At 42.0% G+C, this 22,770-nt stretch carries 24 protein-coding genes; 7 read left to right on the forward strand and 17 right to left on the reverse strand.

Annotated elements, in window-relative coordinates; genetic code table 11:
• Positions 1-7: 7 nt before the first annotated feature.
• Both QZ576_RS18630 and QZ576_RS18635 read left to right on the forward strand, forming a co-directional pair.
• Positions 8-1,588: a RagB/SusD family nutrient uptake outer membrane protein gene (locus QZ576_RS18630; RefSeq protein WP_297099848.1), complete on the forward strand. Its 1,581-nt coding sequence runs from the start codon at positions 8-10 to the stop codon at positions 1,586-1,588.
• Positions 1,589-1,599: 11 nt separating this feature from the next.
• Positions 1,600-2,358: a hypothetical protein gene (locus QZ576_RS18635; protein WP_297099850.1), complete on the forward strand. Its 759-nt coding sequence runs from the start codon at positions 1,600-1,602 to the stop codon at positions 2,356-2,358.
• 71 nt (positions 2,359-2,429) lie between these two features.
• Here the strand turns inward: QZ576_RS18635 and QZ576_RS18640 are convergent, their stop codons facing one another.
• The 4 genes from QZ576_RS18640 to QZ576_RS18655 all read right to left on the reverse strand — a co-directional run bounded on the left by QZ576_RS18640 (position 2,430) and on the right by QZ576_RS18655 (position 4,204).
• Positions 2,430-2,828: a hypothetical protein gene (locus QZ576_RS18640; RefSeq protein ID WP_297099852.1), complete on the reverse strand. Its 399-nt coding sequence runs from the start codon at positions 2,826-2,828 to the stop codon at positions 2,430-2,432.
• 171 nt (positions 2,829-2,999) lie between these two features.
• Positions 3,000-3,293, reverse strand: a complete 294-nt coding sequence (locus QZ576_RS18645) for a GNAT family protein (RefSeq protein WP_297099854.1) — start codon at positions 3,291-3,293, stop codon at positions 3,000-3,002.
• Positions 3,280-3,615 (reverse strand): GNAT family N-acetyltransferase, encoded by a 336-nt coding sequence (locus QZ576_RS18650; RefSeq protein ID WP_297099855.1) that lies wholly within the window; start codon positions 3,613-3,615, stop codon positions 3,280-3,282. Before QZ576_RS18650 ends, QZ576_RS18645 begins: the two co-directional genes overlap by 14 nt.
• A gap of 10 nt (positions 3,616-3,625) precedes the next feature.
• Positions 3,626-4,204 (reverse strand): peptidylprolyl isomerase, encoded by a 579-nt coding sequence (locus QZ576_RS18655; RefSeq protein WP_297099856.1) that lies wholly within the window; start codon positions 4,202-4,204, stop codon positions 3,626-3,628.
• Between the two features lie 92 nt (positions 4,205-4,296).
• On the opposite strand from QZ576_RS18655, the gene QZ576_RS18660 reads away from it, so the two are divergent.
• Positions 4,297-5,598: a S28 family serine protease gene (locus QZ576_RS18660; protein WP_297099857.1), complete on the forward strand. Its 1,302-nt coding sequence runs from the start codon at positions 4,297-4,299 to the stop codon at positions 5,596-5,598.
• Positions 5,599-5,692: 94 nt separating this feature from the next.
• On the opposite strand, the gene QZ576_RS18665 is transcribed toward QZ576_RS18660, so the two are convergent.
• Together QZ576_RS18665 and QZ576_RS18670 are read right to left on the reverse strand one after the other, a co-directional pair.
• Positions 5,693-6,604 (reverse strand): DMT family transporter, encoded by a 912-nt coding sequence (locus tag QZ576_RS18665; protein ID WP_297099859.1) that lies wholly within the window; start codon positions 6,602-6,604, stop codon positions 5,693-5,695.
• 593 nt (positions 6,605-7,197) lie between these two features.
• A complete protein-coding gene (locus tag QZ576_RS18670) occupies positions 7,198-8,295 on the reverse strand; it encodes a TlpA disulfide reductase family protein (protein ID WP_297099861.1) in 1,098 nt (365 codons plus the stop codon).
• Between the two features lie 124 nt (positions 8,296-8,419).
• On the opposite strand from QZ576_RS18670, the gene QZ576_RS18675 reads away from it, so the two are divergent.
• Entirely contained in the window at positions 8,420-9,301 is an 882-nt protein-coding gene (locus tag QZ576_RS18675; RefSeq protein WP_297099863.1) for a patatin-like phospholipase family protein, read from the forward strand.
• The gene (locus QZ576_RS18680; protein WP_297099866.1) at positions 9,294-9,857 is read left to right on the forward strand and encodes a type 1 glutamine amidotransferase; all 564 of its coding nucleotides are present in this window, start codon (positions 9,294-9,296) and stop codon (positions 9,855-9,857) included. The genes QZ576_RS18675 and QZ576_RS18680 overlap by 8 nt, the downstream gene beginning before the upstream one ends.
• Positions 9,858-10,395: 538 nt before the next feature.
• On the opposite strand, the gene asnB is transcribed toward QZ576_RS18680, so the two are convergent.
• The 5 genes from asnB to QZ576_RS18705 all read right to left on the reverse strand — a co-directional run bounded on the left by asnB (position 10,396) and on the right by QZ576_RS18705 (position 14,976).
• Positions 10,396-12,084, reverse strand: a complete 1,689-nt coding sequence (asnB, locus tag QZ576_RS18685; protein ID WP_297099868.1) for an asparagine synthase B — start codon at positions 12,082-12,084, stop codon at positions 10,396-10,398.
• A gap of 462 nt (positions 12,085-12,546) precedes the next feature.
• Entirely contained in the window at positions 12,547-12,846 is a 300-nt protein-coding gene (locus tag QZ576_RS18690) for a hypothetical protein (RefSeq protein WP_297099869.1), read from the reverse strand.
• 55 nt (positions 12,847-12,901) lie between these two features.
• On the reverse strand, positions 12,902-13,123 hold the full coding sequence (locus tag QZ576_RS18695) for a hypothetical protein (protein WP_297099872.1): 222 nt from the start codon (positions 13,121-13,123) through the stop codon (positions 12,902-12,904).
• 6 nt (positions 13,124-13,129) lie between these two features.
• A complete protein-coding gene (locus QZ576_RS18700) occupies positions 13,130-13,528 on the reverse strand; it encodes a hypothetical protein (RefSeq protein WP_297099874.1) in 399 nt (132 codons plus the stop codon).
• A gap of 155 nt (positions 13,529-13,683) precedes the next feature.
• Positions 13,684-14,976: an acetylxylan esterase gene (locus tag QZ576_RS18705; RefSeq protein WP_297099876.1), complete on the reverse strand. Its 1,293-nt coding sequence runs from the start codon at positions 14,974-14,976 to the stop codon at positions 13,684-13,686.
• 106 nt (positions 14,977-15,082) lie between these two features.
• Between QZ576_RS18705 and QZ576_RS18710 the strand changes: the two genes are divergently transcribed.
• Positions 15,083-15,829, forward strand: a complete 747-nt coding sequence (locus QZ576_RS18710; protein ID WP_297099877.1) for an SDR family oxidoreductase — start codon at positions 15,083-15,085, stop codon at positions 15,827-15,829.
• Positions 15,830-15,831: 2 nt separating this feature from the next.
• Here QZ576_RS18710 and QZ576_RS18715 read toward each other — a convergent pair whose 3' ends face one another.
• From QZ576_RS18715 to QZ576_RS18735, 5 genes are all read right to left on the reverse strand, one after another.
• Positions 15,832-16,341, reverse strand: coding sequence for a hypothetical protein (locus QZ576_RS18715; protein ID WP_297099879.1), 510 nt, complete (start codon positions 16,339-16,341; stop codon positions 15,832-15,834).
• 139 nt (positions 16,342-16,480) lie between these two features.
• A complete protein-coding gene (locus QZ576_RS18720) occupies positions 16,481-17,158 on the reverse strand; it encodes a hypothetical protein (RefSeq protein ID WP_297099881.1) in 678 nt (225 codons plus the stop codon).
• A 53-nt stretch (positions 17,159-17,211) separates the two neighbouring features.
• Positions 17,212-17,649, reverse strand: a complete 438-nt coding sequence (locus QZ576_RS18725) for a hypothetical protein (protein ID WP_297099883.1) — start codon at positions 17,647-17,649, stop codon at positions 17,212-17,214.
• Between the two features lie 156 nt (positions 17,650-17,805).
• Positions 17,806-19,674 (reverse strand): helix-turn-helix domain-containing protein, encoded by a 1,869-nt coding sequence (locus QZ576_RS18730; protein WP_297099885.1) that lies wholly within the window; start codon positions 19,672-19,674, stop codon positions 17,806-17,808.
• A 165-nt stretch (positions 19,675-19,839) separates the two neighbouring features.
• The gene (locus tag QZ576_RS18735) at positions 19,840-21,258 is read right to left on the reverse strand and encodes a hypothetical protein (protein WP_297099887.1); all 1,419 of its coding nucleotides are present in this window, start codon (positions 21,256-21,258) and stop codon (positions 19,840-19,842) included.
• Between the two features lie 150 nt (positions 21,259-21,408).
• Here QZ576_RS18735 and QZ576_RS18740 point away from each other — a divergent pair, with 150 nt between their 5' ends.
• Positions 21,409-21,693, forward strand: coding sequence for a hypothetical protein (locus QZ576_RS18740; protein WP_297099888.1), 285 nt, complete (start codon positions 21,409-21,411; stop codon positions 21,691-21,693).
• Between the two features lie 57 nt (positions 21,694-21,750).
• Here the strand turns inward: QZ576_RS18740 and QZ576_RS18745 are convergent.
• Positions 21,751-22,770: acyl-CoA dehydrogenase family protein (locus QZ576_RS18745; protein WP_297099890.1), on the reverse strand; the 1,020-nt coding region annotated here is incomplete at its 5' end.

The following is a 22,770-nucleotide window of genomic DNA, read 5'->3' on the forward strand; positions in this document are numbered from 1 at the left end:
ACAGATCATGAAAATAGATAAGATCCTTATCCTCTTATTTCTGGTAGTTGCAGGATTTGCCTGCCAGGATGAACTGGACACAAACCCTACAGACAGTACGTCGGGCGATGTTTTATTCTCCGATGTTCAGAAAGCGAATGTGGCGCTTAACGGAATTTACCGCGCTATGTACGTGGCCGAAGAGTGGTCGGTAAACTGGGCCGACGAAGAGTTCGGAGTTACCGCGTTTTTACTCACCTACGACCTTATGGGCGAAGATATGGTACAAAACGAAGGCGGTAGCGGCTGGTTCTGGTTCGATTACATGTACAATGTAAAATCGGATTACACGCACAAAAGCGGCCGTCCTTATTCGGTGTGGTTTTTCTACTACACGGTAATTTCGAATGCCAACTCTATTATTGCGGCACAAGAAAATATCACCGGTGCACCATCAGAAATTAGCAGCCTAATCGGGCAGGCTTATGCATTGCGCGCTTACGCTTATTTCAGCCTCATCCGTTTCTATCAGCAAACTTATGTGGGTAACGAAAGTGCTCCCGGAGTTCCGATTTATACCGAACCAACAACCAATGCCTCGGAAGGAAGTGCAAGAGGCACAGTAGCCGATGTTTACACACAAATTGAGGCGGATCTTCAGCAGGCTCTGACTTTGCTTGATCCTGATGTAGCTGCACCGCGTACTCATCCATCGCACATCGATTACTACGTAACTAACGGATTGAAAGCACAGGTAGCTTTGGAGAAGCAAGATTGGGCAACCGCCGAATCAGCAGCAACAATTGCCATGAGCGGAGGAACTGCAATGCTTTCGCGCGAGAACCTGGCAAATGGTTTTGCATTTAACGATGCCAACTCGGGAACTGTACTTTGGGGCTTGCAGATCATTTCCGAACATATAAGCGATACAGAATCGTTATTTGGACATATGGATGCCAGCACATCGTCGTATGCTGAAAATGCACGAAAATGTGTGAGTTCGTGGCTATACAACCAAATGGCCGACACCGATGTAAGAAAACAAATGTGGTGGAATGGCCCGCTGGAAGAAGACTTACCTTTGGGAACACAGCTGAGCTACAACCAGTTTAAATTTCAGTTCTCAGATCCTACAAATGCCTTGGGCGATTATATTTTGATGCGTCATGAAGAAATGATGCTGATTAAAGCTGAAGCACTTTGTATGCAAAACCGATATGGAGAAGCCCGAACAATTCTTGCTGAACTCATGGCTGAACGCGATCCGGATTACGATATTTCGGGATTGACAGATGCCAATACACTTACTGTAAACGACGCAAACGGCCCAACAACTCCACTGAATGGTTCGTCAACTTTGCTCGATGAGATTATTCTGCAACGACGCATCGAATTGTGGGGCGAAGTAGGCCGCATTCTTGATATTAAACGATTAAAAACGGGATTCTCCCGCGATTTCGAGGGCAGTAATCACACACAAAAACTACTGTCGCGCAATACGCTCGATCCTGAATATCCTGATTTTGTAATGTCGATACCGCAATCGGAATTTGACGGAAATAACAACATGGACGAGGTTAATGATCAAAATCCATGGGCAGACAATTAAAAATTACGACTATGAAGAAAATACAATTAGCATTATTGGTTTTTGTTCTGGCCCTTGCAGCATGCGACCAGGACAATATCGGAGAACTTTACGAAACCGATGCGTATGTAGCTTTTAGCTCCTCCATTGTGGTCGACAATCTCCTTACAGCCGAGAATAATTATTCAGTAAACGTACAGGTTGTGCGCACTGACGGAACAGGAACTGAAACGGTTGGGATAAACCTTGAACCGAATGACAACATTGATGGCGTTTTTGAGCTTGAAAGTAATACGGTTACTTTTAACGATGGCAAAACAGTTGCATATGCCAAAATAGTTCCGCTGGTGCCTCCTACCGGAATTGCACCGGGTGTTACCTTTAATTTTAACCTGAATTTAAGTGATGCCACCGTATCGGAGTTTTTCGGTACTTCTACTTACAAGGCTACACTGAAACTGGATTTCTCATCTATTGGTACGGGAACATTCGACTCGCCATTTTGGGGAGAAGTTTTGTCACCTGAAATATACGAAGCCAGCCTCGGTTCAGTACAACTCTACAAAGCAACAGGACTGTACGAAAGTGGTTACGATATAATTTTCATCGTTGACGGAACTACGGTAACTGTAAATGCCCAGCCGGCCTGGTACTACGACGATGAATACGGCGAAGTTTATGTAGAAGGCAGCGGAACCATTGACGGCAATGTCATTTCTGTAACGCTAACACACTTTATTCCTGATGTGTATGCCTGGGATCCTTCGGTTGAAATTTTGACTTTACCATAACAAATCGAACCAAAGAAAACACAAAAAAGGGTTGCCTGCAGGCAGCCCTTTTTTATTCCGGAAAGTTCTTTCTATTTAGCCGATTGAGTTACTCTAATATGATCGAAATAATCACCTGCTTCCAATCCAATCCCCAGCACTCTGGATGTATCGCCAAGGTTTTCACTCATTGAAATATAAATCTCAGTAATATTTTTTCGCTCAATTTTAAATTCAGTTTCTTCAATTATAAAGTCATCCGCATTAGTATCAATGTCTTCAAGATTTATGATCGAATCATTCAAACTAACCTCAGTGATCCACCACCACTCTCCTTCTGTAGTTATTGTAATAGTATTTTCGTTGGCATCAAATTCAACTTCTTTTTGCGACAGTTTAATGTTATCATCCCAAATGCCAATAGGCGAATCTTTGTCTTTTGAACACGAAATTATTGTGAATAAACTAATAACTAAAAGCAATTTTTTCATATGATTTAAATTGTTTGTTTTCTGCTGTATCATATGGAATTCGCATGAACTTGTATCACTTAATGGAGTGAATGAATTATCATGCTCATTTCATAACAGCAATTTTTGAGTTTTATGTTTATTACTTGATGGGGGCAAGACTGAAATGGTTGCGTGAACCTTTGGAATTTTTTAATAATCGCGCGGATCGTCTTCTACAATGGCGTAATGGAAATTGTCTTTCCAATCTCCGCGGATCGGCAATATTTTCCTCCGCAGTCCTTCGCGGGTCATGCCAATCTTCTCGAGTACTTTTACTGATTTTGTGTTTTCTGTTGCTACTCCTGCCTCCACTTTGTGTAAGCCCAAAGTATCAAAACCGAGCACAACCAACCTTTTTGCCAATTCCGTGGCATAACCTTTTCCCCAATAAGCAGGATCGAGTTTGTAGTAAATTTCACCGAGCTTAAATTTATTGTTCGACAAAGAAAATCCGGCTACACCAATAAAATTCACCGAGCTTAAATTTATTGTTCGACAAAGAAAATCCGGCTACACCAATAAAAGCTCCTGTTTCCTTCAATACTACTTTCCACATGTATGAACTTCGTGGCGTTTTGCTTTTGGCGGCTATCTGTTGTTGTAAAAATTGCTCTGTTTCTTTAATCGATTTGGGAACGCCAAGCGTGTTAAATTCGTCCACTTCGGGAATAGAATGCAGGCGGTGGAGTTTTTCAAGATCGTCCATTTCAATCTCGAATAAACTCAGTCTTTCTGTTTGTATTCTATTTATGTCAGAATTACTCATTCCTCCGTTTTTACTGCACCCGCATTTCTGTAATCTTCACTTTTTCAACAAGTGTTTGCTGCTTATCCTTTTGTTGCTGGATTTTACGTACCACATCCATTCCTGAAACTACCTGCCCGAAAGCTGCAAAACCTTGTCCATCGGGATTTCGTTTGCCACCAAAATCCAGTTCCGGCTGATCGCCCACACAAATAAAAAACTCGGTTGATGCTGTTCCCGGCTCGCTTCTCGCCATCGACAATGTTCCGTCCAGATGTTTTAATCCCGTGGTTTCGGTTGTTTCGTGTTCGATTGGTTTTATGGTCTCAAAGCGCGGTTCCGTGTACATTCCTCCCTGAATCACGTCAATTTTTACATCGTTATTGGGCTGGTTATCCATCTGCACCACCCGGTAAAAACAGGCATTTTTATAGGTTCCCGCCTCAACGTGCTTTAAAAAGTTTTTAGCACTAATAGGTGCATTTATTGTATCTATTTCAACGACAATATTCCCAAGGTCAGTCTGCATTTTTACACGGGGAAGTTCCTCGGCTGTGGTTTGAAACGCGAACAGCAGCGCAGCAATAAAAAAGATTATAGCATTCCTCATAATTTTTGTTGAATATTATTTTTTATTTGCAATCAAATGTACAAAAAACGGTTTTGGTTAACCAAAGCCAAGCTCAATAGAAAATAAAGCTCATGAAAAAATTTCAAATCTTACTGGTTCTGCTGTTGCTGTCGGCACTAACTTTTTCGCAAACCACGCTAAAAGCCTTTCTCGAAAGTCAACCTGAGATTAAAAGTGTTGAACAAATGGACTGCAACGACTTTTTTGCAACCAAATACAAAATTATGGTTGAGCAGCCTGTTGATCATTCTGATGCGTCGAAAGGCACCTTTTTGCAGCGTGTTCTGATCGCTGATAAAGGCATCGACCAACCTGTGGTTTTTATAACCGAAGGATACAATGGCGGTTATTCCGAAAATCCAAATTACATAAACGAACTGTGCCCGATTCTGGGAGCCAACCAGATTTGTATGGATCACCGTTATTTTGGCGAATCGATGCCGGAGCCACTGTACTATGATTACCTGACCGTGCGCAATGCCGCCGCCGATCATCACCACATTATTCAGATGATGAAAAAGTATTACACCGGGAAATGGGTAACCACCGGCATTAGTAAAGGCGGGCAAACAACTGTTTACCACCGCTGGCTTTACCCCGATGATGTTGACGTTTCAGTACCATATGTTGGTCCACTGAACTTCGGAGTTGAAGATGGCCGTCATGAGCCATTTATTGATAATATCACAGGCACACCTGAAGGCCGTGCAAAAGTACGCGCATTCCAGTTACATATCCTTAAAAACCGTGACACTTACCTACCTCTTCTTGAGGAATACTGCGCTGACAAAAAATTGCATCCACTACTAAATAACGACGAAATGTTGGATTATGTGGTGCTCGAATTCTCTTACGGCTTTTGGCAGTACGACAATTCATTGGATGATATTCCGGCATTGGATGCGCCTGCAGAAGATTTATTTGCTGAGTTGGTTAAGGTGTCGTCGCCCATGTACCTGGCAAGCGAAGGAGTGAATATTTTTAAATCGTTTTATGTGCAAGCGGCACACGAACTGGGTTATTATGGTTACGATGTAAAACCTTTTAAAGACTATTTGTCGATTAAAAGTGCAGAAGGTTGGCTGAACCGTATTTACCTGCCCGAGTTGGATATTAAATACAATAAAAAGACTGCCAAAGAGGTGGAAAAATTCATCAAAAAAACCGATGCTAAAATGCTGTTTATTTATGGGGAGTGGGATCCGTGGTCAGCTTCAGCATTCGAAGTTCCGAACAAACCAAACTTCCTGAAAATTGTAAAACCAAAAGGAAGCCACAGCACCCGAATCGGAAATTTACCAAAGGATCAAAAACAGCAGGTTAAAGAAACGCTGGAAGATTGGCTGGATATGGATGTTAATATTGAGCTATAAGAGTAATCACCAAATTAAACGTGATTATTATAGTCACACTGAGCGAAGTTGAAGTGTTGTTTTAACAGTCTTCGACTTCGCTCAGAGTGCCACTCTACAAAAAGAACATTGCCACACCTCCAACAGTAATTACTGCCCCCAGAATTTCTTTCCAGTTCACCTTTTCTTTAAACAACAGAATTGAAGGTCCGATGATCAACACCGGAACAATGGCCATAAGCGTTGCTGCAATTCCGGCTTGCGTATGTTGAACCGCCAATAACGAAAACGAAACACCGAGAAAAGGCCCAAAGAAAGCCCCCAGGGTTATCCGTTTCATAGCCGGGCCATTTTTTAAAGCTGCCCAAACACGAGGCCAGCGTTTTATAAAAACAAATAGGACGGAGAATCCAACAGTACCAGCCAAAATACGTATCTGTGTAGCCGAAAAAGCATCATAATCGCCCATTCCCTTCTTGCTAATAACCAAACCGGCCGCTTGCCCCATGGCGCCGCCCAAAGCCAGCAAAATTCCTTGAATGGGATACGACGATTTAAACCTTCGGATTTTGACTCCATTTTCTTCCGACTTTTCACGTTTCAGGATTACGATAATAATCCCGGTCATGGTAACAGCCATTCCCAACCAACTTTGAGGCGCAAGTACCTCGCCCAAAAGCAACCATCCGATAAGCGCCGCAAAAGGCGGTGCCAGCGCCATTAACAACATGGCAATTCGTGCACCTATTAAAACAAACGACTGAAAAAGCAGTAAGTCGCCAATTACAAAACCAACCAATCCGGAAAAAGCCAGCCATTTCCAGGCGTATAGGCTTGCGTCGCTTGGAAAGAAAAAACCACGGGTTATCCAACTGTAGGTTCCAACCAGAAAAAAGGCAATTACCAAACGAATGAGATTTACCGCGAGCGAACCAACCTTTTTTCCGGCCGATTCGAATGCCAGTGATGTTACTGTCCAAAATACGGCAGTTAATACACCGGCTATTTCTCCAAAATGATTTTGCATGCGGCAAATGTACTAAATCGTATTGATGTATTTATCGATTTGTTTTGGCAGAAAAGATCAGATAAACATTCATGATTCCCGGGAATCACCAACAGGAATGAAAGAGAAACAATATTCGAAAAACTCTCCCTCACTCCCTCTCTTCGCGAAGAGAGGGACGATTGTGTCAAAGACACAATCAGGGTGAGTCAATAAATTTTGAAGCATATTCTGCTATTGATTTTCAATTGACTTTCAAAAAAAAGATCCTGGCAATATTGCCAGGATCTTTTTCTCCTCTCTAGTCCTAAAAAAAAAACAACTTTTAATTGGTCACACATTCATAATTGGTCCTTCACCTCTTCCCTTTATCACAACTTAACCAATTCTAAATCTTTTCTACTCTTCAATACTCTTATGGTTTGTAGGTACAAATATATATTGCAAAAAGGAATGAAGCGCCAAAACCATTGCTGATTCAGGCTGCCTAAAACGCTGATTTTTAACTTCTTTTTTGCTGACCAAGATCAATTATTGTCCGACAATGAGGCACAAAAAAACCGTTTTAACCTGTAATCGTTAAAACGGTTTTTCGTTATCGAACTTAACTCGTTCTATTTGTTTAGGAACTCGGCAACGGTTGCTCCCAGTTCTTCGCCTCGTTTATTTTTGGCAATAATTACTCCGTTTTTGTCAACCAACAAACTCGATGGAATTGAATTAACAGCATAAATTTTTGCAGCCGCATTGTTCCAGTATGCCAGGTCAGAAACATGATCCCATGTTAAACCATCATCCTCGATAGCTTTTAACCATGCATCTTTATCGCGGTCGAGCGAAACGCCAAATACGCTAAATCCCTGATCTTTGTATTTATTGTAAGTAGCAACTACATTCGGATTTTCCTGACGACATGGTCCGCACCACGATGCCCAGAAGTCAAGCAAAGTCAACTCGTTTTTTGAATAGATATCAGAAAATTTAACCGGATTGCCATCCGCATCGTTTTGAGTAAAATCAGGAGCAGTTTTTCCAACAGCTACTGTTTTCAGCTTCTCGATTTTTTCTTTTAAATCAACAATTGCAGGAACCGCATCTAATTTTGGATCCAAAGCAGTAACAAGGGCTTCCAGTTCGTCAACCTCTTTTTCGTACTGAATTTGGCTCAAAAGTAACGGAGTAACATACGACGCAGGATTTTCTTTCACAAATTCTTCCTGAATTGCGCCAACGCTGGCGTACAGGTCTTCAACTTGTTTCATCAATTCGTTGGCTTTTGCAGTATCACCGGCGGCACTTGCTGTACGCGCTTCCTGGTAAATCGCCATATACTCTTCGCTAATTTTTTGTATCTCGTCGTTTATGGTTTTAAACTCATCGTGTGTAGTCGATCCACTAACCTGAACGCCTGCAATAGAATCTGCTTTTCCGGTAATCGTCATGTTCGTGTTTTCAACAAACACAACAGCTTTGTTACGCTGCCCGTTAACCGACAAATAATAAACACCCGGGAAATCCAATTCTCCCTCAAGAACAGCAACACCATCAACCACCTCGGCAGTATCGATACCAATCCATTGGCTGGCTCCGCGTTGCTCCAACATCACATTTCCTTCAGCACCATCAAGTTTAACGGTAATTTTATAACCATCCTGCGGCTGCGAGCAGGCAAACAAGGCAATTCCTAAAACAATTACTAATAACTTTCTCATTGTACAGTTTTTCTTTTTATTGAATTCTGGTCGAATATAATCATTCTGCGCCTACCTGAAAAGTGAATAGTTTGAATTATACTATAGAATTTAACTAAATTGCATCGGTTAAATAGAATAGCAAATGAGTAAAAACGTTGCCCTTGTACTTTCGGGCGGAGCTGCCCGCGGAATGGCACATATTGGCGCAATTGAAGAATTAGAAGCACGCGGATACAACATCACCTCAATTGCCGGCACATCGATGGGCGCGCTGGTTGGAGGAATTTATGCCCTCGGGAAATTACCGGAGTTTAAAGAGTGGGCCATTTCGTTGGATCGGCACGATATGTTTCGCATGGTAGATTTTTCGTTTGGCGGAAACGGCCTGATAAAAGGCGATAAGGTATTGTCGAAAATCAAGGAGTTTGTACCCGACGCGCTTATCGAAGACTTACCGATTGCATTTTCGGCTACTGCTGTCGATTTAAAACATCGCGAAGAGGTGGTGTTTACCAAAGGTAGTTTGTTCGATGCTATTCGGGCATCAATTGCCATTCCTTCGGTTTTTACGCCCATAACAAGCGACAACACAGTTTTAGTTGATGGCGGCGTGATGAACAACCTTCCCATTTCGAATGTACAACGCACCGATGGCGACATGCTGATTGCCGTTCATGTAAATGCAGCCATTCCGGTTCCTCATCATTTTTATGAAAATGAAGACCGGATAGAAAAGGAGTCGAAATACAAAAAATGGATGAGCGAGTTTTACGACTTTCTGCACATTAACCATCCGAAAGAGAAAAAAGAGCAGCTCGGATTTCTTTCGCTTATGGATCAGGCCTTATCTACCGGAATGTTAAGACAAGTAGAATATTCGATTGAAAAAGGGAAACCCGATTTGGTTATTAACGTTTCGCGCGATGTTTGCGGAACCTACGATTTTTACAAAGCAAAAGAAGTGATTGAAGTCGGACGTTATTCAGCTATTCTCGAACTAGACAAAGTAAAATTCAATGTCTGAAATACTGGTTGTAAATAATGCTGAGCCCGGGATTCGGGAATTTGCCGAACCGATATTGAAACTTATTTCGGAAGCCGGTTCTACACCAACTTTTATTGAATATGCTGCATGCCCAACTGCAAATTTGAATGCTTTTGACGGCATAATTTTAACGGGCTCGCCACAAGGCGACGATATTGTTGAGCATCATGCTCCCTATTTCGAATGGATTAAGGACTTTGAAAAACCGGTGCTTGGAATTTGCGCCGGACACCATGTTACCGGTTATTTGTACGGCTCGGAATTACTGCGAAGCCAGGAACCGGAATCGGGCGATTTTGAGGTGGAGATCGTTAAAGCCGATCCCCTTTTTAATGAACTTCCACAGAAGTTTACGGTGAGGCAAATGCACAACGACTCTATAACTTTACCCAACGATTTTGAATTGCTGGTTACATCGGCAACCTGCAAAAATCAACTCATGAAACACAAAAACAAACCGTTATACACCAGCCAGTTTCACCCGGAGTTTTATAACCATCAACTTATTCGGAATTTTATAGCCTTATGCGAATAAGTTTTGTTTTGCGCGCAAAATGTCCATTTCGAAAATTCAGATGCTTGTTTTTTTTGTAAAACACCCATCCGGATAATTTTTTTTCATGTTTTGTGCGCAAAACAACCATCCTAACATTTCGTCCGGGATAACGAACAATCTCGGTGCAACTTTCTTCGCCGAACAAGATTGATTTTTATTCTCCTTTTTCCTGCCTTCGCCCCCTTGGGGCTTACCCCCGGGTTTCACCCGAGGTTAGTCACATTTTATCCCTTTGGGATATTAAACCGAATTACAACTTTAAGACGAGTTTATTGGCCTGCAATGTCGGAATTGCAAACTTTTCATGACGCTGTAAGCGTCGAATGTGAATAACCCGGTGCGTAGCACCGGGATGAAATGACCAAAGGGAAATCGTCCGGCGAAGAAAGGCGATCGTAGCCAGATGGTTCACCCGGACGAAATTTAAACGGCAATACACATAAAAAGATGGAGCAACAAAAAAAAGCCATCCGTATAAAACGAATGGCTTTCTGAGTTGATCGATAATAAATTAAAATTATTTCTTTTTAATATCCTTAAATGTCGCTCCTTGCGAGTGAACAGTGTTAACCGCACGACCTGATGGATCGGCATTACCCTGGAAAGAAGCATCCCACTCAAGAGCAGCAGCAGTACTACATGCAATTGACGCTTCAGACGGCACACAAGCTGCGGCCGCATCCGATGGGAAGTGTTCGCTGTAAATTTCGCGGTACACATATTCTTCTTTGTTCATAGGTGGGTTCACCGGGAAACGATATTTCGCATTTTCCATCATTTCATCGCTCACCTTATCTTCTGCAATTTGTTTCAGTGTATCAATCCAGCCGTAGCCAACACCGTCAGAGAATTGCTCTTTCTGGCGCCATGCCACTTCTTCGGGTAGGTAACTGGCAAATCCTTCGCGCAAACAGTGTTTCTCCATTTTTCCGTCTTTTGCCATTTTGGCTTCCGGATTAAAACGCATTGCAATGTCAATAAATTCTTTGTCAAGGAAAGGCACACGACCTTCAACACCCCATGCAGCCAACGATTTATTGGCACGCAGGCAGTCGTACATATTCAGACGGCCAACTTTACGCACGCACTCTTCGTGAAATGCCTGAGCATCCGGTGCTTTGTGGAAATAAAGGTAACCACCAAAAATCTCATCGGCACCTTCGCCGGTAAGTACCATTTTAATACCCATCGACTTAATTACACGCGAAAGCATGTACATTGGAGTTGATGCACGAACAGTAGTTACATCGTATGTTTCAATATGATAAATTACATCGCGGATGGCATCCAAACCTTCCTGGATAGTATAATTAATTTCGTGGTGAACCGTTCCGATATGATCGGCAACTTTACGTGCAGCAGCCAAATCGGGAGAACCTTCCAAACCAATTACAAACGAGTGTAACTGTGGCCACCAGGCGTCTTTTTCACCTTCATCTTCAATTCGTTTCGATGAGAATTTTTTTGCCAGAGCCGAGGTGATCGATGAGTCTAAACCACCCGACAACAACACTCCGTATGGTACATCCGACATTAACTGACGCTGAACAGCATCTTCTAACGCTTGCGACAATTCTTCAACACTTGCCGGATTATCTTTTACTGCATCAAATTCCTGCCAATCGCGAACATACCATTTTTTAATTTCGCCTTCTTTACTGTACAAGTAATGTCCCGGAGGAAATTCCTCGATCTTGGTACAAAATCCTTCCAACGATTTTAATTCAGATGCTACATAGTAAGTACCCCATTTGTCCCATCCCTGGTACAATGGAATAATACCAATATGGTCGCGACCGATTAAATAGGCATCATTTTCTTCGTCGTACAAAGCAAAAGCAAAAATACCGTTCATCTCATCCAGGAACTTTTCCTTTTTGTCGTTGTACAAGGCTAAAATTACCTCACAGTCCGATTTGGTTAAAAAATCGTATTTCCCTTCGTAACGCTTACGAATTTCGCGATGATTATAAATTTCGCCATTAACTCCCAGAATAAGTTTTCCATCTTTACTATATAAAGGCTGTCCACCCGACTCCGGGTCAACAATTGAAAGACGCTCGTGAGCGATTACTGCTTTTTCGCCACAATAAATTCCAGACCAGTCTGGTCCGCGGTGACGAACTTTCTTACTCATCATCAGCACCTGAGGGCGCAGATCCTCGGCTTTAACTTTTAAATCAAATGCTCCAACAATTCCACACATATTCGTAAATTTTCTTAGCTGTCAAATATTTTGTGTCAAAAATAATCACTTTGTCAATACGGCAAAATAATTATTGACAAATTTCTATCTAAATTAACAATTATCTATCTTTTTAGGACTTTAATAGCAATTAACGAAACATTTTAATAATCAAAGATTATACAATTACCCCCTTTCGGATAAGGTAATATTGCCACGTTTTATTTCTTTTTTCATTAACCCCCTATAAAATGACAGTATAGCGATCAAAAAAAGGGTATATTTTTATAACACACCCTAACAGAGATCACAAATAAAAAGTTTTAATTAACACCCCTGTATTAATCAATCTGTTAACAAATAGGCAACATTTTTGACAATTCAGTTGCCGGCAAGCAGCTATATTTTCGAATATGTAAGAAAATTACGTCGTTTTGGCCCTATGTATTAGTAACCAACAGTGTAGAAATATTTGATTTTTAGCTATAAAAAGCGAATTTGTATGTTTTCTCCAACCTGCTCGAAATTGTAAGCTCCCTCGCGCTGAAGCTCGCATTTACGTTTTTCGGTCTCGTTTTTAAGGTTGGCAAAAATATTTGTAGCATCCTTTGCTGTACAGTCTTCGTGAAAGTAACAATGCAGTTTATCGGTGCTTTCTTCGTTAAACTGTATTATAAATGCACCATGCTCCGGAAAAACAAGGTCTTCGTAAGCATAGCTAATATCTAATCCGGTTGCATCGTTTACAATTTGCCTAACGGCTTCCAGGTCTCTGTAATTCATAGTATAAAATTTTGTCCGAAGTCCAGCTGTTCCGTTCTTCGGTATCGTTTAATAATTATAAGGATAAAAACCACATGCGTATCTGCTGATACACTTCGGCCTGCTCGTAGGTCTGGCATTTTACCAGCTGCATATTTATCGCGTCGTCAAACTCTACTTCGGTAAAGTCTTTTTCTTCCATCAAACTTTCTCTCGATGGGGCCCGGTAACATGCTTTCCTGAAATCGCTTTCGGAAGTTGCCCGTTTTACAAATTTTATTGCTTTATCGATTGCCATAAGCCACTAGTTTTTGCATGATGTTGAACTACACGAATGACAGCCACTCTCGCATCCCCACAATTCGCGTGCTGCCTGCGAGGTAAACGACTCCAGTTGGTTTTGGGTAAAAAAGCTGATGTTTTCCTGCACGTTTCGGCCGCGTGCTTTTAATACTGAAAAACCGTTGCGGGTAAAAATTTGCAAAACCATGGGCGGAATATAACCGCTGATGATGGTATTTATTTGCAAACGTTTTAACTCGTGGGTAAGATTCCCCGGGTTGGCACTGATTTCTGAAGTCTCCTTCCACTCAAACACTTTCGACTCCGAATCGTAAATACACACCAATTTAGCATTATGAAAACCCCGTGCGATTTTCTCACTTCCTGTCTCTTTTCCGGCAACTGGTAATAGCACTCTCATATCCTGCACATTTAAATTGTTTGGCATGAACAGGGCAAATGAAATACCAAAAAAATCAGATTACTGGAAACCAGCCATTTGAGAAAACCGAAACACCGCTCAACATTTCTTTTTTGTAAGAAAAATGTAGCAATCCTACAAAAATGTAGTGTTTTCTACTTCAGAAAATCATTGATGAAACGCATTTTGGGTTGGTAGACATTTTTTTCCCAGTCGCTTTGAAACTGTTGCTGATCAAGATGATGCCCACGATATGGATCGGCATGGATAATTTTCCTTCCTTCGGCCTGGTTAATGGCCGCATAAATAGCATACGACGGACAAGTAAAATCTATCAAACCGATTTCGGTTACGATTGTTGCTTTACTCCCTTTTAACAAATGCGCCGTATCGAAATAAGGAACGGTTTCCAAAACTTTTTGTTGGTCGGCATCAAACGAAACTGGATTTGGCCAGCCGCCAATTGCATTATCGAAACGACTTACCATATCCGACATGGCAGGAACAGTAGCCACCACGGCACTTACCCGATGATCGAGACCGGCAGCTGCCAAAGCTTGTCCTCCGCCCTGGCTTTCTCCGTATACTAAAATACGTTTTCCGTCCCACTCAGGCTGACTGGTTAAAAAGTCGAGCGTGCGCATCAACCGAAGATACATACCTTTAAAATAGTACTCATCACGGCTTTCAACGCCTTGCGCCCAATATCCTTTTAGTTCTCCTTCTTCCAGTGCATCGTAATATTCCTGCGGCTGACCGTTAAGCATTCCGTGCGCATTCAAATCGAAAGCCAAAGCGCCCTTCCCCATTTTTGCGTATTTCAAGGCCTCATCAGCACGCGACAAACACCACGATCCTTTTACACCTGCTGCGTGCACATACAACACGATAGGTAACGATTTCGCCTCCGCATTTTCTGGTTTGGCAAAATACCCGCGAGCCGGTTTTGGTCCGGTACAATTTAACTCCACATCCCAACATACAAATCCATCTTCGGCGGCGGCAGCTTCCTTTTTAACCTCTATCGGTAAAGCCCGCAGTTCACTCTTTTGGTTAGCCCAAAATTGATCAAAATCTTCGGGGCGTGTAGTTCCGGGATTGAATTTCTCCGGCTCAATAATAGCACCTAACTCTGCATAGGTATCACCTGCTTCAACTTTTACAATTACCGTTGCTGGCTCTGTAAACATTTCGCTAAACACAATAAGTTCGCCTCCGGGATTCTTACGAGTGGTCTCTACAATTTCGTTGCTGTAGTTTTTTCTCACTTTCACGGAAATCGAATCCGACTTTACACCTTCCAGGTTGGCCGTAAAAATTACCTGTTCACCCGTTTTATAAATTCCACTTTTATAACTTTGTGTAAGCTGAATTTGCTGCGCGCCGCAAGTTGCTGCAACGAAAACAGACAAGATCGTTAATGCTAGAAATCGTTGAAAATTAGTCATCGATAATGGTTTAAATTGAAATACCCTGTAAATGTAATCTCATTTTGTAAAAAGAACAAAATGAAACAATTGAAATTTGATTAACTTTATTGTAGAAGAACAAGCTATGAAAAAACATGTAATTGTAACCGGAGGCGCCCAGGGAATTGGCAAACACCTGGTTCTTGAATTGCTGAACAACAATTATGCAGTATCGGTTTTTGAAGTTGATGAAGAAGCCATCACTGAATTTCATGAGGAATTTACGGATGAAATAGTGCAGGTTTATCATGTTGATGTGTCTGATGAAAAATCGGTTGAGGCAGCAGTAAACGAATCGATGAAACATCATGGAAATATATATGCACTGGTAAATAATGCCGCAATTAGTATCAACAAACCACTGGAAGAACTTTCGTTTGAGGAGTGGAACAAAGTAATTGGCACCAATCTTTCCGGCGCTTTTTTGTGCTCGAAATATGTATCGCCGTTTATGAAACCATATGGCGGAAGGATCATTAACATGGCGTCCACCCGCGCGTTACAATCGGAGCCGGATACCGAGGCTTACTCAGCCAGTAAAGGCGGGATTCTTGCACTTACTCATGCGCTGGCTGCAAGTCTTGGTCCGCAAATAAAAGTGAACGCCATTAGCCCCGGTTGGATCGATGTGTCGGCAGCAAAAAAGCGCTCCATCGCTCAACAGGAAAAACTAACAATAGAAGACCACGCGCAACACCCGGCAGGGCGCGTTGGAAAAGCAGAGGATATTGCCGGCATGGTTCTTTTCCTGCTAAAAAAGGAAAATGATTTTATTACCGGTCAGAATTTTGTAATCGACGGCGGCATGACTACGAAAATGATTTATGTGTAATATTATTGAGCGGTTAGCGTAACCTCGTATAAACCATCGGTATCCTTGTACGAGAAATTGGCTTTCATATGATTAGCAACTGCTTTCATGAGTCCGTCGGAACAAGCCAGAAACTCGTTGTATGTGATTCCATAAGCCGGCCCCTGTTTAAAAAGCATATTCATATTACTCATCGTAAACCGGATCATCTTTGCATTTTGCTCCTTAATTTCCATTTCGCTGTATGGATTTACTCCTTGCAGAATAAACATGATCTGGTTCACGAAAAATGGGAAACCTGCTTCCGGATCCCAAAATACCTGAAACTGTTCGCCAATATATTTGCCATACGCTTCCGGCGAAACTCCTTTTTCCTTTGCCATGCTTAATCCTGCGGCAAAATAGGCGTAGACATGATTATAAAGCACTTCCTTTTCCTGTTCCGGAGTAAGTTGAGGGACTGTAAATGATTCCTGTGCATAAAGAGTGGAGGCGGACAATAACGCCGCAAAAACGATAGTTAGAATTTTCATAAGTCTGGTTTTAGTTTGAAATTGGAATTAAGAAACCCGCCCTGCGCGCTACAGGACGAGTCTCATGTTGCGATTTTTAATAAACATGGAGGAATACGTAATTCATGAGTAAAAGTTATACTGTTGAATTATTTTACGCCTATTTTTTGTGTTTACCCAGTCCCGGGAACAAGGGACTTTTATAAGTTTCAAGCAAGTAAGGAGGAATATTTCCAGCATTCTGAACCTGAATTAAAACACGGTCGGGCCACAGGTAGTAGTAACCAACTTCTTCTCCTTCTCCGGTATACCAAATACCAAAACCATTAACCGGATCTATCATTTCTAGAATATACGAGGATTTTGCTGCCACAAATTTTTGGTATTGCGACCACTTGTTTTTGCCTTCACCCTGGCTGTAATGGAAAGTAATCCACGCTTCTGAATCAAGGATTGGATACTGATAAACTCCTTCGGTGGAAATACAGGCCTCATTCCAGTGCATCACCAGTTTCATATCGCCATACCCCCAAAAAGGATAATCAAGTACCTCGGGGTGTGCTTCCTGATAGGCAATTACATCTCCTTCAAATGGTGGCTCTTTTTTATACCAATCAGCATCGGGATAAAGCTCATCGCCAAACCAGGCATTCATCAGATAACCATTAAAATGGTGAGCATTCCAGTTATATCCCCACTGATCGAATCCGGTTAGTTTGTCATTTCCTGAATTACCACTTTTTAGCTCAGTGTTGTCGGTTGGATCTTCAACAAAGTCCTTTTCGCAGCCGGCAAAAACCAGTGCAATTGCAATTACTATTAAGATTGATTTTTTCATACTTCGATTTTTGAGAATTCTGTTATAATCATCATCAATTAATTAGGGTCGATTTAATAGCACTCAAACCACCCTCTTTCAAACCATACGACCAATCTCTCATTTGCATCCTCTGTTCCGTGTATCGTATGATGATATTCTCCGACTACCATGCCTGTTGATTCACTTACAATGCTCATTGTTAACGTCTGGGTTCCATTATGAGAGATTCCCATTCCCCAACGGGATAAGTTGCAGTTAAAAACCTGACTTAAATAGTAGGTATCATCAGCGCCATAGAATACGCCCTTGTATTTTTCCTGGATTTTCCCATTACCAAAATCCGTCCAACTGTAATCTATAACACCATCAACTAAACCAATGCAATCTAGATTAAAATCTGTAACAGGAACTGTCACTTTATAAACATCCTTTTTATTTTGAGAGTAAGTACTGCCAACCATTAAACAGCAAACAGTAAGGAGCGCAATAAAAAATTTCATAGTTTTCATAACAATTAGTTTTAAAGTTTATGCTACAAAGTTCCCATGAAAAGGCTTTTACAACTTATCAGCGATGAAGCATAAACTTTAAAAATTGGCGCACCTCTTATAATTTTGCAGCATCCGCATACAATCAATCTATGAAATAAGAATTTGAGTTATGAGTTAAAGAGGATTCGTTTGTGGTAAAACAATACCAATATCGTTTACCAGTTTCTGAAATTCGGGATAATTATGCAGCGGATAATAAAGCGGGTATGACAATACAAAAGGCAGGTCTTCATTCCGAACCTCGTAGGCAACTTTCAAATAATCAATAGTCCCCTGAGGATCGTCAACCATCATAAATAAACCAGATACCACGGCCTGGTTACAACAGTATTTATCTTGTCCCTTTAATGCCCCATCCATATAAAATTTTACACAGTCTTCAAACGAAGCACCTGTTCTATAATACTCGGCTACAGCTTTATTCCGCATCAGATCCTGCAGTTCGGTCCAAATTTCAATGGTTTTGTCCAATGCTCCCTGTTGCAGATATACATAGCCCAAACCGTGCATGGCAAAACCAAAAGTTGGAAATAATTCAATCACCTCGCGATAAGAATCAACCGCCTTTTCGTACTCTCCTACAATGTAATAGCGTTCGGCCAAAAAACTTAGCGTTCGTGGATTCAACGGGTCTAACGACTTTGCGGTTAACGCCTCGCTAATTGCATTATTATAGTCGCCCTTTACCGTATAATAGTTCGACAGAACCAAATGAGCATCCGAATTACTGGGTTGCTGTTCCAGTGCCTTTTCAGCAAGTTTTTTCATTTGCTCCCAATCCCAGTCGAGTTTACCAACGAGGTTGGCTTTTGTTGTGTAGGCATCAGCAAGCGTGTTATCCAGCTCCAAAGCTTTGTCGACTGCAGCCCTTGCGTTTGAGCGATAAACCTGTTCTTCTGCATGGTCATAAACCAAGCGGTCGAGCGCCATATAACATTCGGCCAGGGTTAAATAGGCCGGCGCAAAATCGGGGTCGATCGCAACAGATGACGAAAGGTATTCAACGGCATCCTTCATTTTATCTTTCCTGATATCCTGTGTTAACCACAACATTCTGCCTTTCTGGTACAATTCATGGGCTTCTCCATTTACCTCAGGCAATTCCTGCGGCTGTGCTGGTTGGGTCGCATTCAAGATTTCAGTTGCAATATTATAACTCAGGTCGCTAACCACCTGCAATATCTTTGTCGATCGCTGATAATATTGATTAGCCCAAATGTGTTCTTCCTCCGGAAAAGGATTTATCAGCTGCACATTCACGAGCATACTGTCGTCTTCGGTTAACACACTGCCTTCCAGCAACAGATCTGCCCCGAGGTATTCTGCGATCTCAGAATATATTCGTACCGAGTCGCGAAAGATCATTGCCGATCCCCTAGAAGTTACCCGAAATCCTTTCATTTTCGAAAGTTCTGTAATCAGGTTATCGGTTAATCCCAAAGCCAGATGCGAACGGTTATTCATTTCCGACAGATCTAAAAAAGGCAACACGGCTATCGCTATTTCTTCGGGTTCAGATTGTGCAGGTTTTGCCATCTTCGATCCCCAGTAACCAAATCCTACCGTTACAATTATGAATACCAAAAACATTCCCACCACCTTCATTCGGTTATTTGGTTTTGGAGGTGCTTCCGTTTCAATCGCTGAAACTGCTTCCTCCCCCGCTTGCTTTTTATAATCACCCGGTGTACATCCGTATTTATCGTGAAAACATTTATTAAAATACGACGGACTGCTAAATCCAACCTTATAGGCAATTTCGGAGGCGGTGTGATCGTCTTTTTCGATTAAAGCGATAGATTCTTCCAAACGAATATCGCGAATAAACTGGTTGGCAGATTTTCCGGTAACTGATTTTATTTTGCGTAGAAATTGTGAACGGCTCAATCCCATTTCGGCGGCCAATTCACTAACACCGAATTTATCATTCTCCAGGTTGTCGAGGATTGATTGTTTGGCTTTATTAATGAAAAGCTCAGGCATAAGGCTCAATTCATTTTGGTTTTCGAACGTATCACAATCACTTAAATATACGATTTTTACAACACATTGAAAAACAATTACCTAACTCGCCATTATGACATTTATCAATTTCGAACGTATGTAATTTAATCGCAAAAAGGGAGTACGATATTATTTGACTATGAGTCAATGCATTCTTTTTAGGGTGTAGTCTCCATAAGAATCTTCGATACCCAAAAGTTTAACATGCATTTCATCATCCTGAATAGTACCTTTAACTTCCAGAATTTTACCCGACTTTGTTTGAAATGTAAAACAGAACTTATTACCCGTCATTCTTAGGTTATCAACCTCGTAATGTTCATCTTTGGCATCCTGCGCAATGGAGGCTGTAACAGCATTCCCTTTCACCTGAAATTTAATGGAGAAATCAATCTCATCTTCCGCCCCTGTTTGTACACTTTTCCACGTTCCCAGAAAGAAGTGGCTTGCGTTATTGGCATACGAATCAGTATGATCAACAATTCGCTCGGTAAACTCATTGCCGGTTAATCCACCATGCGTATAAAAATCTTCGGGAAGAACGGGCAACAACTCAAACCTGATAAAATTCTGTATAATTTTTTTGGTGTAGGATTCAAACGACGACAGCACATTGCCTTTCAAACTAGTGGCAATATTCAATACCTGCGCCGGTTCGCTGTTACTAAAATCAATCTCATCCATTGCCAGCGACTTTCTTCCGGGATTCATACGGGTACGAAAATGAACCGTACGATTAGCCACATCGAAGAGGATAGACCATTCAGGATCGTCGAAAACACGCAAGGTTTTCAGCATGTAAAAACCATAATCAACGGGGTCGTCATCTTTTTTAAAGTTATCGATCATAACAGCCGTACGCACAAAACGGGGTACATTCGGGTCCTCAACATTGGGTTGGTACTCGCCACCAAATCCACGGAAATATTTCAGCAACTCCAGCTCACGATCATACGGAGCATTAAAAAGCGCCGGAACCGGCATTTCATCTCCCGAGTGTACAACTACTTCGCCATTTATAAAGGCAATTGCGGCAGTGTTCCCATCGGCATCACCTACAAAAAAGTGACAGCTCCAGCCATCAATCTGAAATTCCGAGGCGCTTTGAATAGCCTCTTCTGTAGTTGAGAAATTATCGAGAATATACTGCATCCAGTTCATCTGGTTTAGCTTGGGCAAACTATCGTTTCTCGGATAATCGGCCTCTTCGTTCATCGCCCAAATGAATAAACCTGCCTCGTTCATTCCTCCATCCGGAAAGTCCTTACCGAAATTGTTGAAGGTAACCGATCCGTAGCGTGAAATCCAGCTGAGCGACGAGGGATTAAGCTGCGCCAGTGTAATGATTTCGGTCCATGTGCGGCCTGTTTTAAACATTCCGCGTTTGTTGATAAACACCAGCCCCGGCACACCAATATCGCCTTCGTTGAGGTTGTGCCCGTAAATAAGCGTATTTCCTTTTTGCAGTTTAAAAGTTGAGCTGGCCAGAGCAGCCTTGTGTAACGTCGGAAATAAAAACAAAGAAGTAACAAACAGTGCAATTATAGTTTGTCGAATTTTCATTTTTTCCGGCATTGAATTATTTGTTTTATAAGGCGTAAATCCTTAGGCGGTTACGCTTGTCTTCTTTAACAAATAACGAATGTTGCTTGTTCGACTTTTGTTTTGTGGCTCTGTTGGGAGTACTCCCAAAGGCTCCCTAACGCATGTTTCTTGCTTTGGGAGTATTCCCAAAAGAAAACAAATGCGCAATTGTTTTTTTCTGAGCTTTTTCGTCCGGGGCAACGTACAAACGCTGATCGGCTTTCTTCGCCGGACGAGTGCATTTACATTCTCTTCTTCCTGGCGCTTCCTGACATTCGTCAGTCGCACCGGGTTATTGCCTTCGCCCCTTTGGGGCTGTTAACGAAAGCGCTGAAAGTGCTTGTTGGTTATACCGGACGAAAAAAGCTGTCTTTCCTTTTATGGAATTTCAAACAAAAAGCCACCTCCCGTTAACCGGAAAGTGGCTTAATTATTTCTTGCTAAAAGCTAATAGCTCGTGGCTCGTAACTTTTATTGCAACTCAAATTTATAATCGCCCATGTCGCTTAATTCCGATGCACGGATAAACTCGGCATGTGCTTTAACCTGTGCTTTTGCAAAAGCAACATAGTTTTTGGTCGATTTCAGGAACGAAGCCTCGCGGTTGGTATCCAGTAACAACAGGTAGCTCATAATAATGTGGCCTGCCATTTCAACCAAACGACGTGCATGGAGATCAACAAACTCGTTGTCGCCAGCAGAAGTTACTTTCTTAACTGCTTCTTCGTAATCGGCAGTCAAGATGATAAGCGTACGCTTCAGGTATTCCAGTGTTGGCGATACTTTCTCAGCCTCGTATGCACGAATCTGGTTCAGATAACCGCCGGTAGTTACACCGCGGATAGCAGCAACAACCTGCAGCTGAGTAGTTCCTTCGTAGATTGAAGTAATACGCGCATCGCGGTAGATACGTTCAACCGGGTAGTCTTTCATAAAACCCGAACCACCGTGAATCTGTACCGCATCGTAAGCCAGCTGGTTACTGTATTCGCTCGACATACCTTTTACAAGCGGCGTGAAGATATCGGCTAAACGCTGGTATTTTTTCATTTCGTTGCGCTCATCTTTTTCCAGTTTGCGCTCTTCGGCAATGTGCATGTAAGTTTTGTACATATCAACAAAACGCGAAGTTTCGTACAACAACGTACGCGACGCATCCAATTTGGCTTTCATCAACGAAAGCATTTCGTAAACTGCAGGGAATTTGATGATCGCTTTTCCGAACTGCATACGTTCTTTGGCGTATTCCATCGCTTCGCGGTAAGCTGCTTCGCAAACTCCTACCGACTGCGCTGCAATACCCAAACGAGCACCGTTCATCAATGCCATTACGTATTTGATCAATCCCATTTTACGCGATCCGACCAATTCGGCAGGAGCATCTTTGAATACCAGCTCGCAGGTTGGCGAACCGATAATACCCATTTTGTGCTCGATACGACGAACGGTTACACCACCCGATTGTTTGTCGTAAATATACATCGACAAACC

Origin of the sequence: uncultured Draconibacterium sp., from assembly GCF_913060805.1 — a bacterium.
In the GTDB taxonomy this organism is placed as follows: Bacteria; Bacteroidota; Bacteroidia; order Bacteroidales; family Prolixibacteraceae; genus Draconibacterium.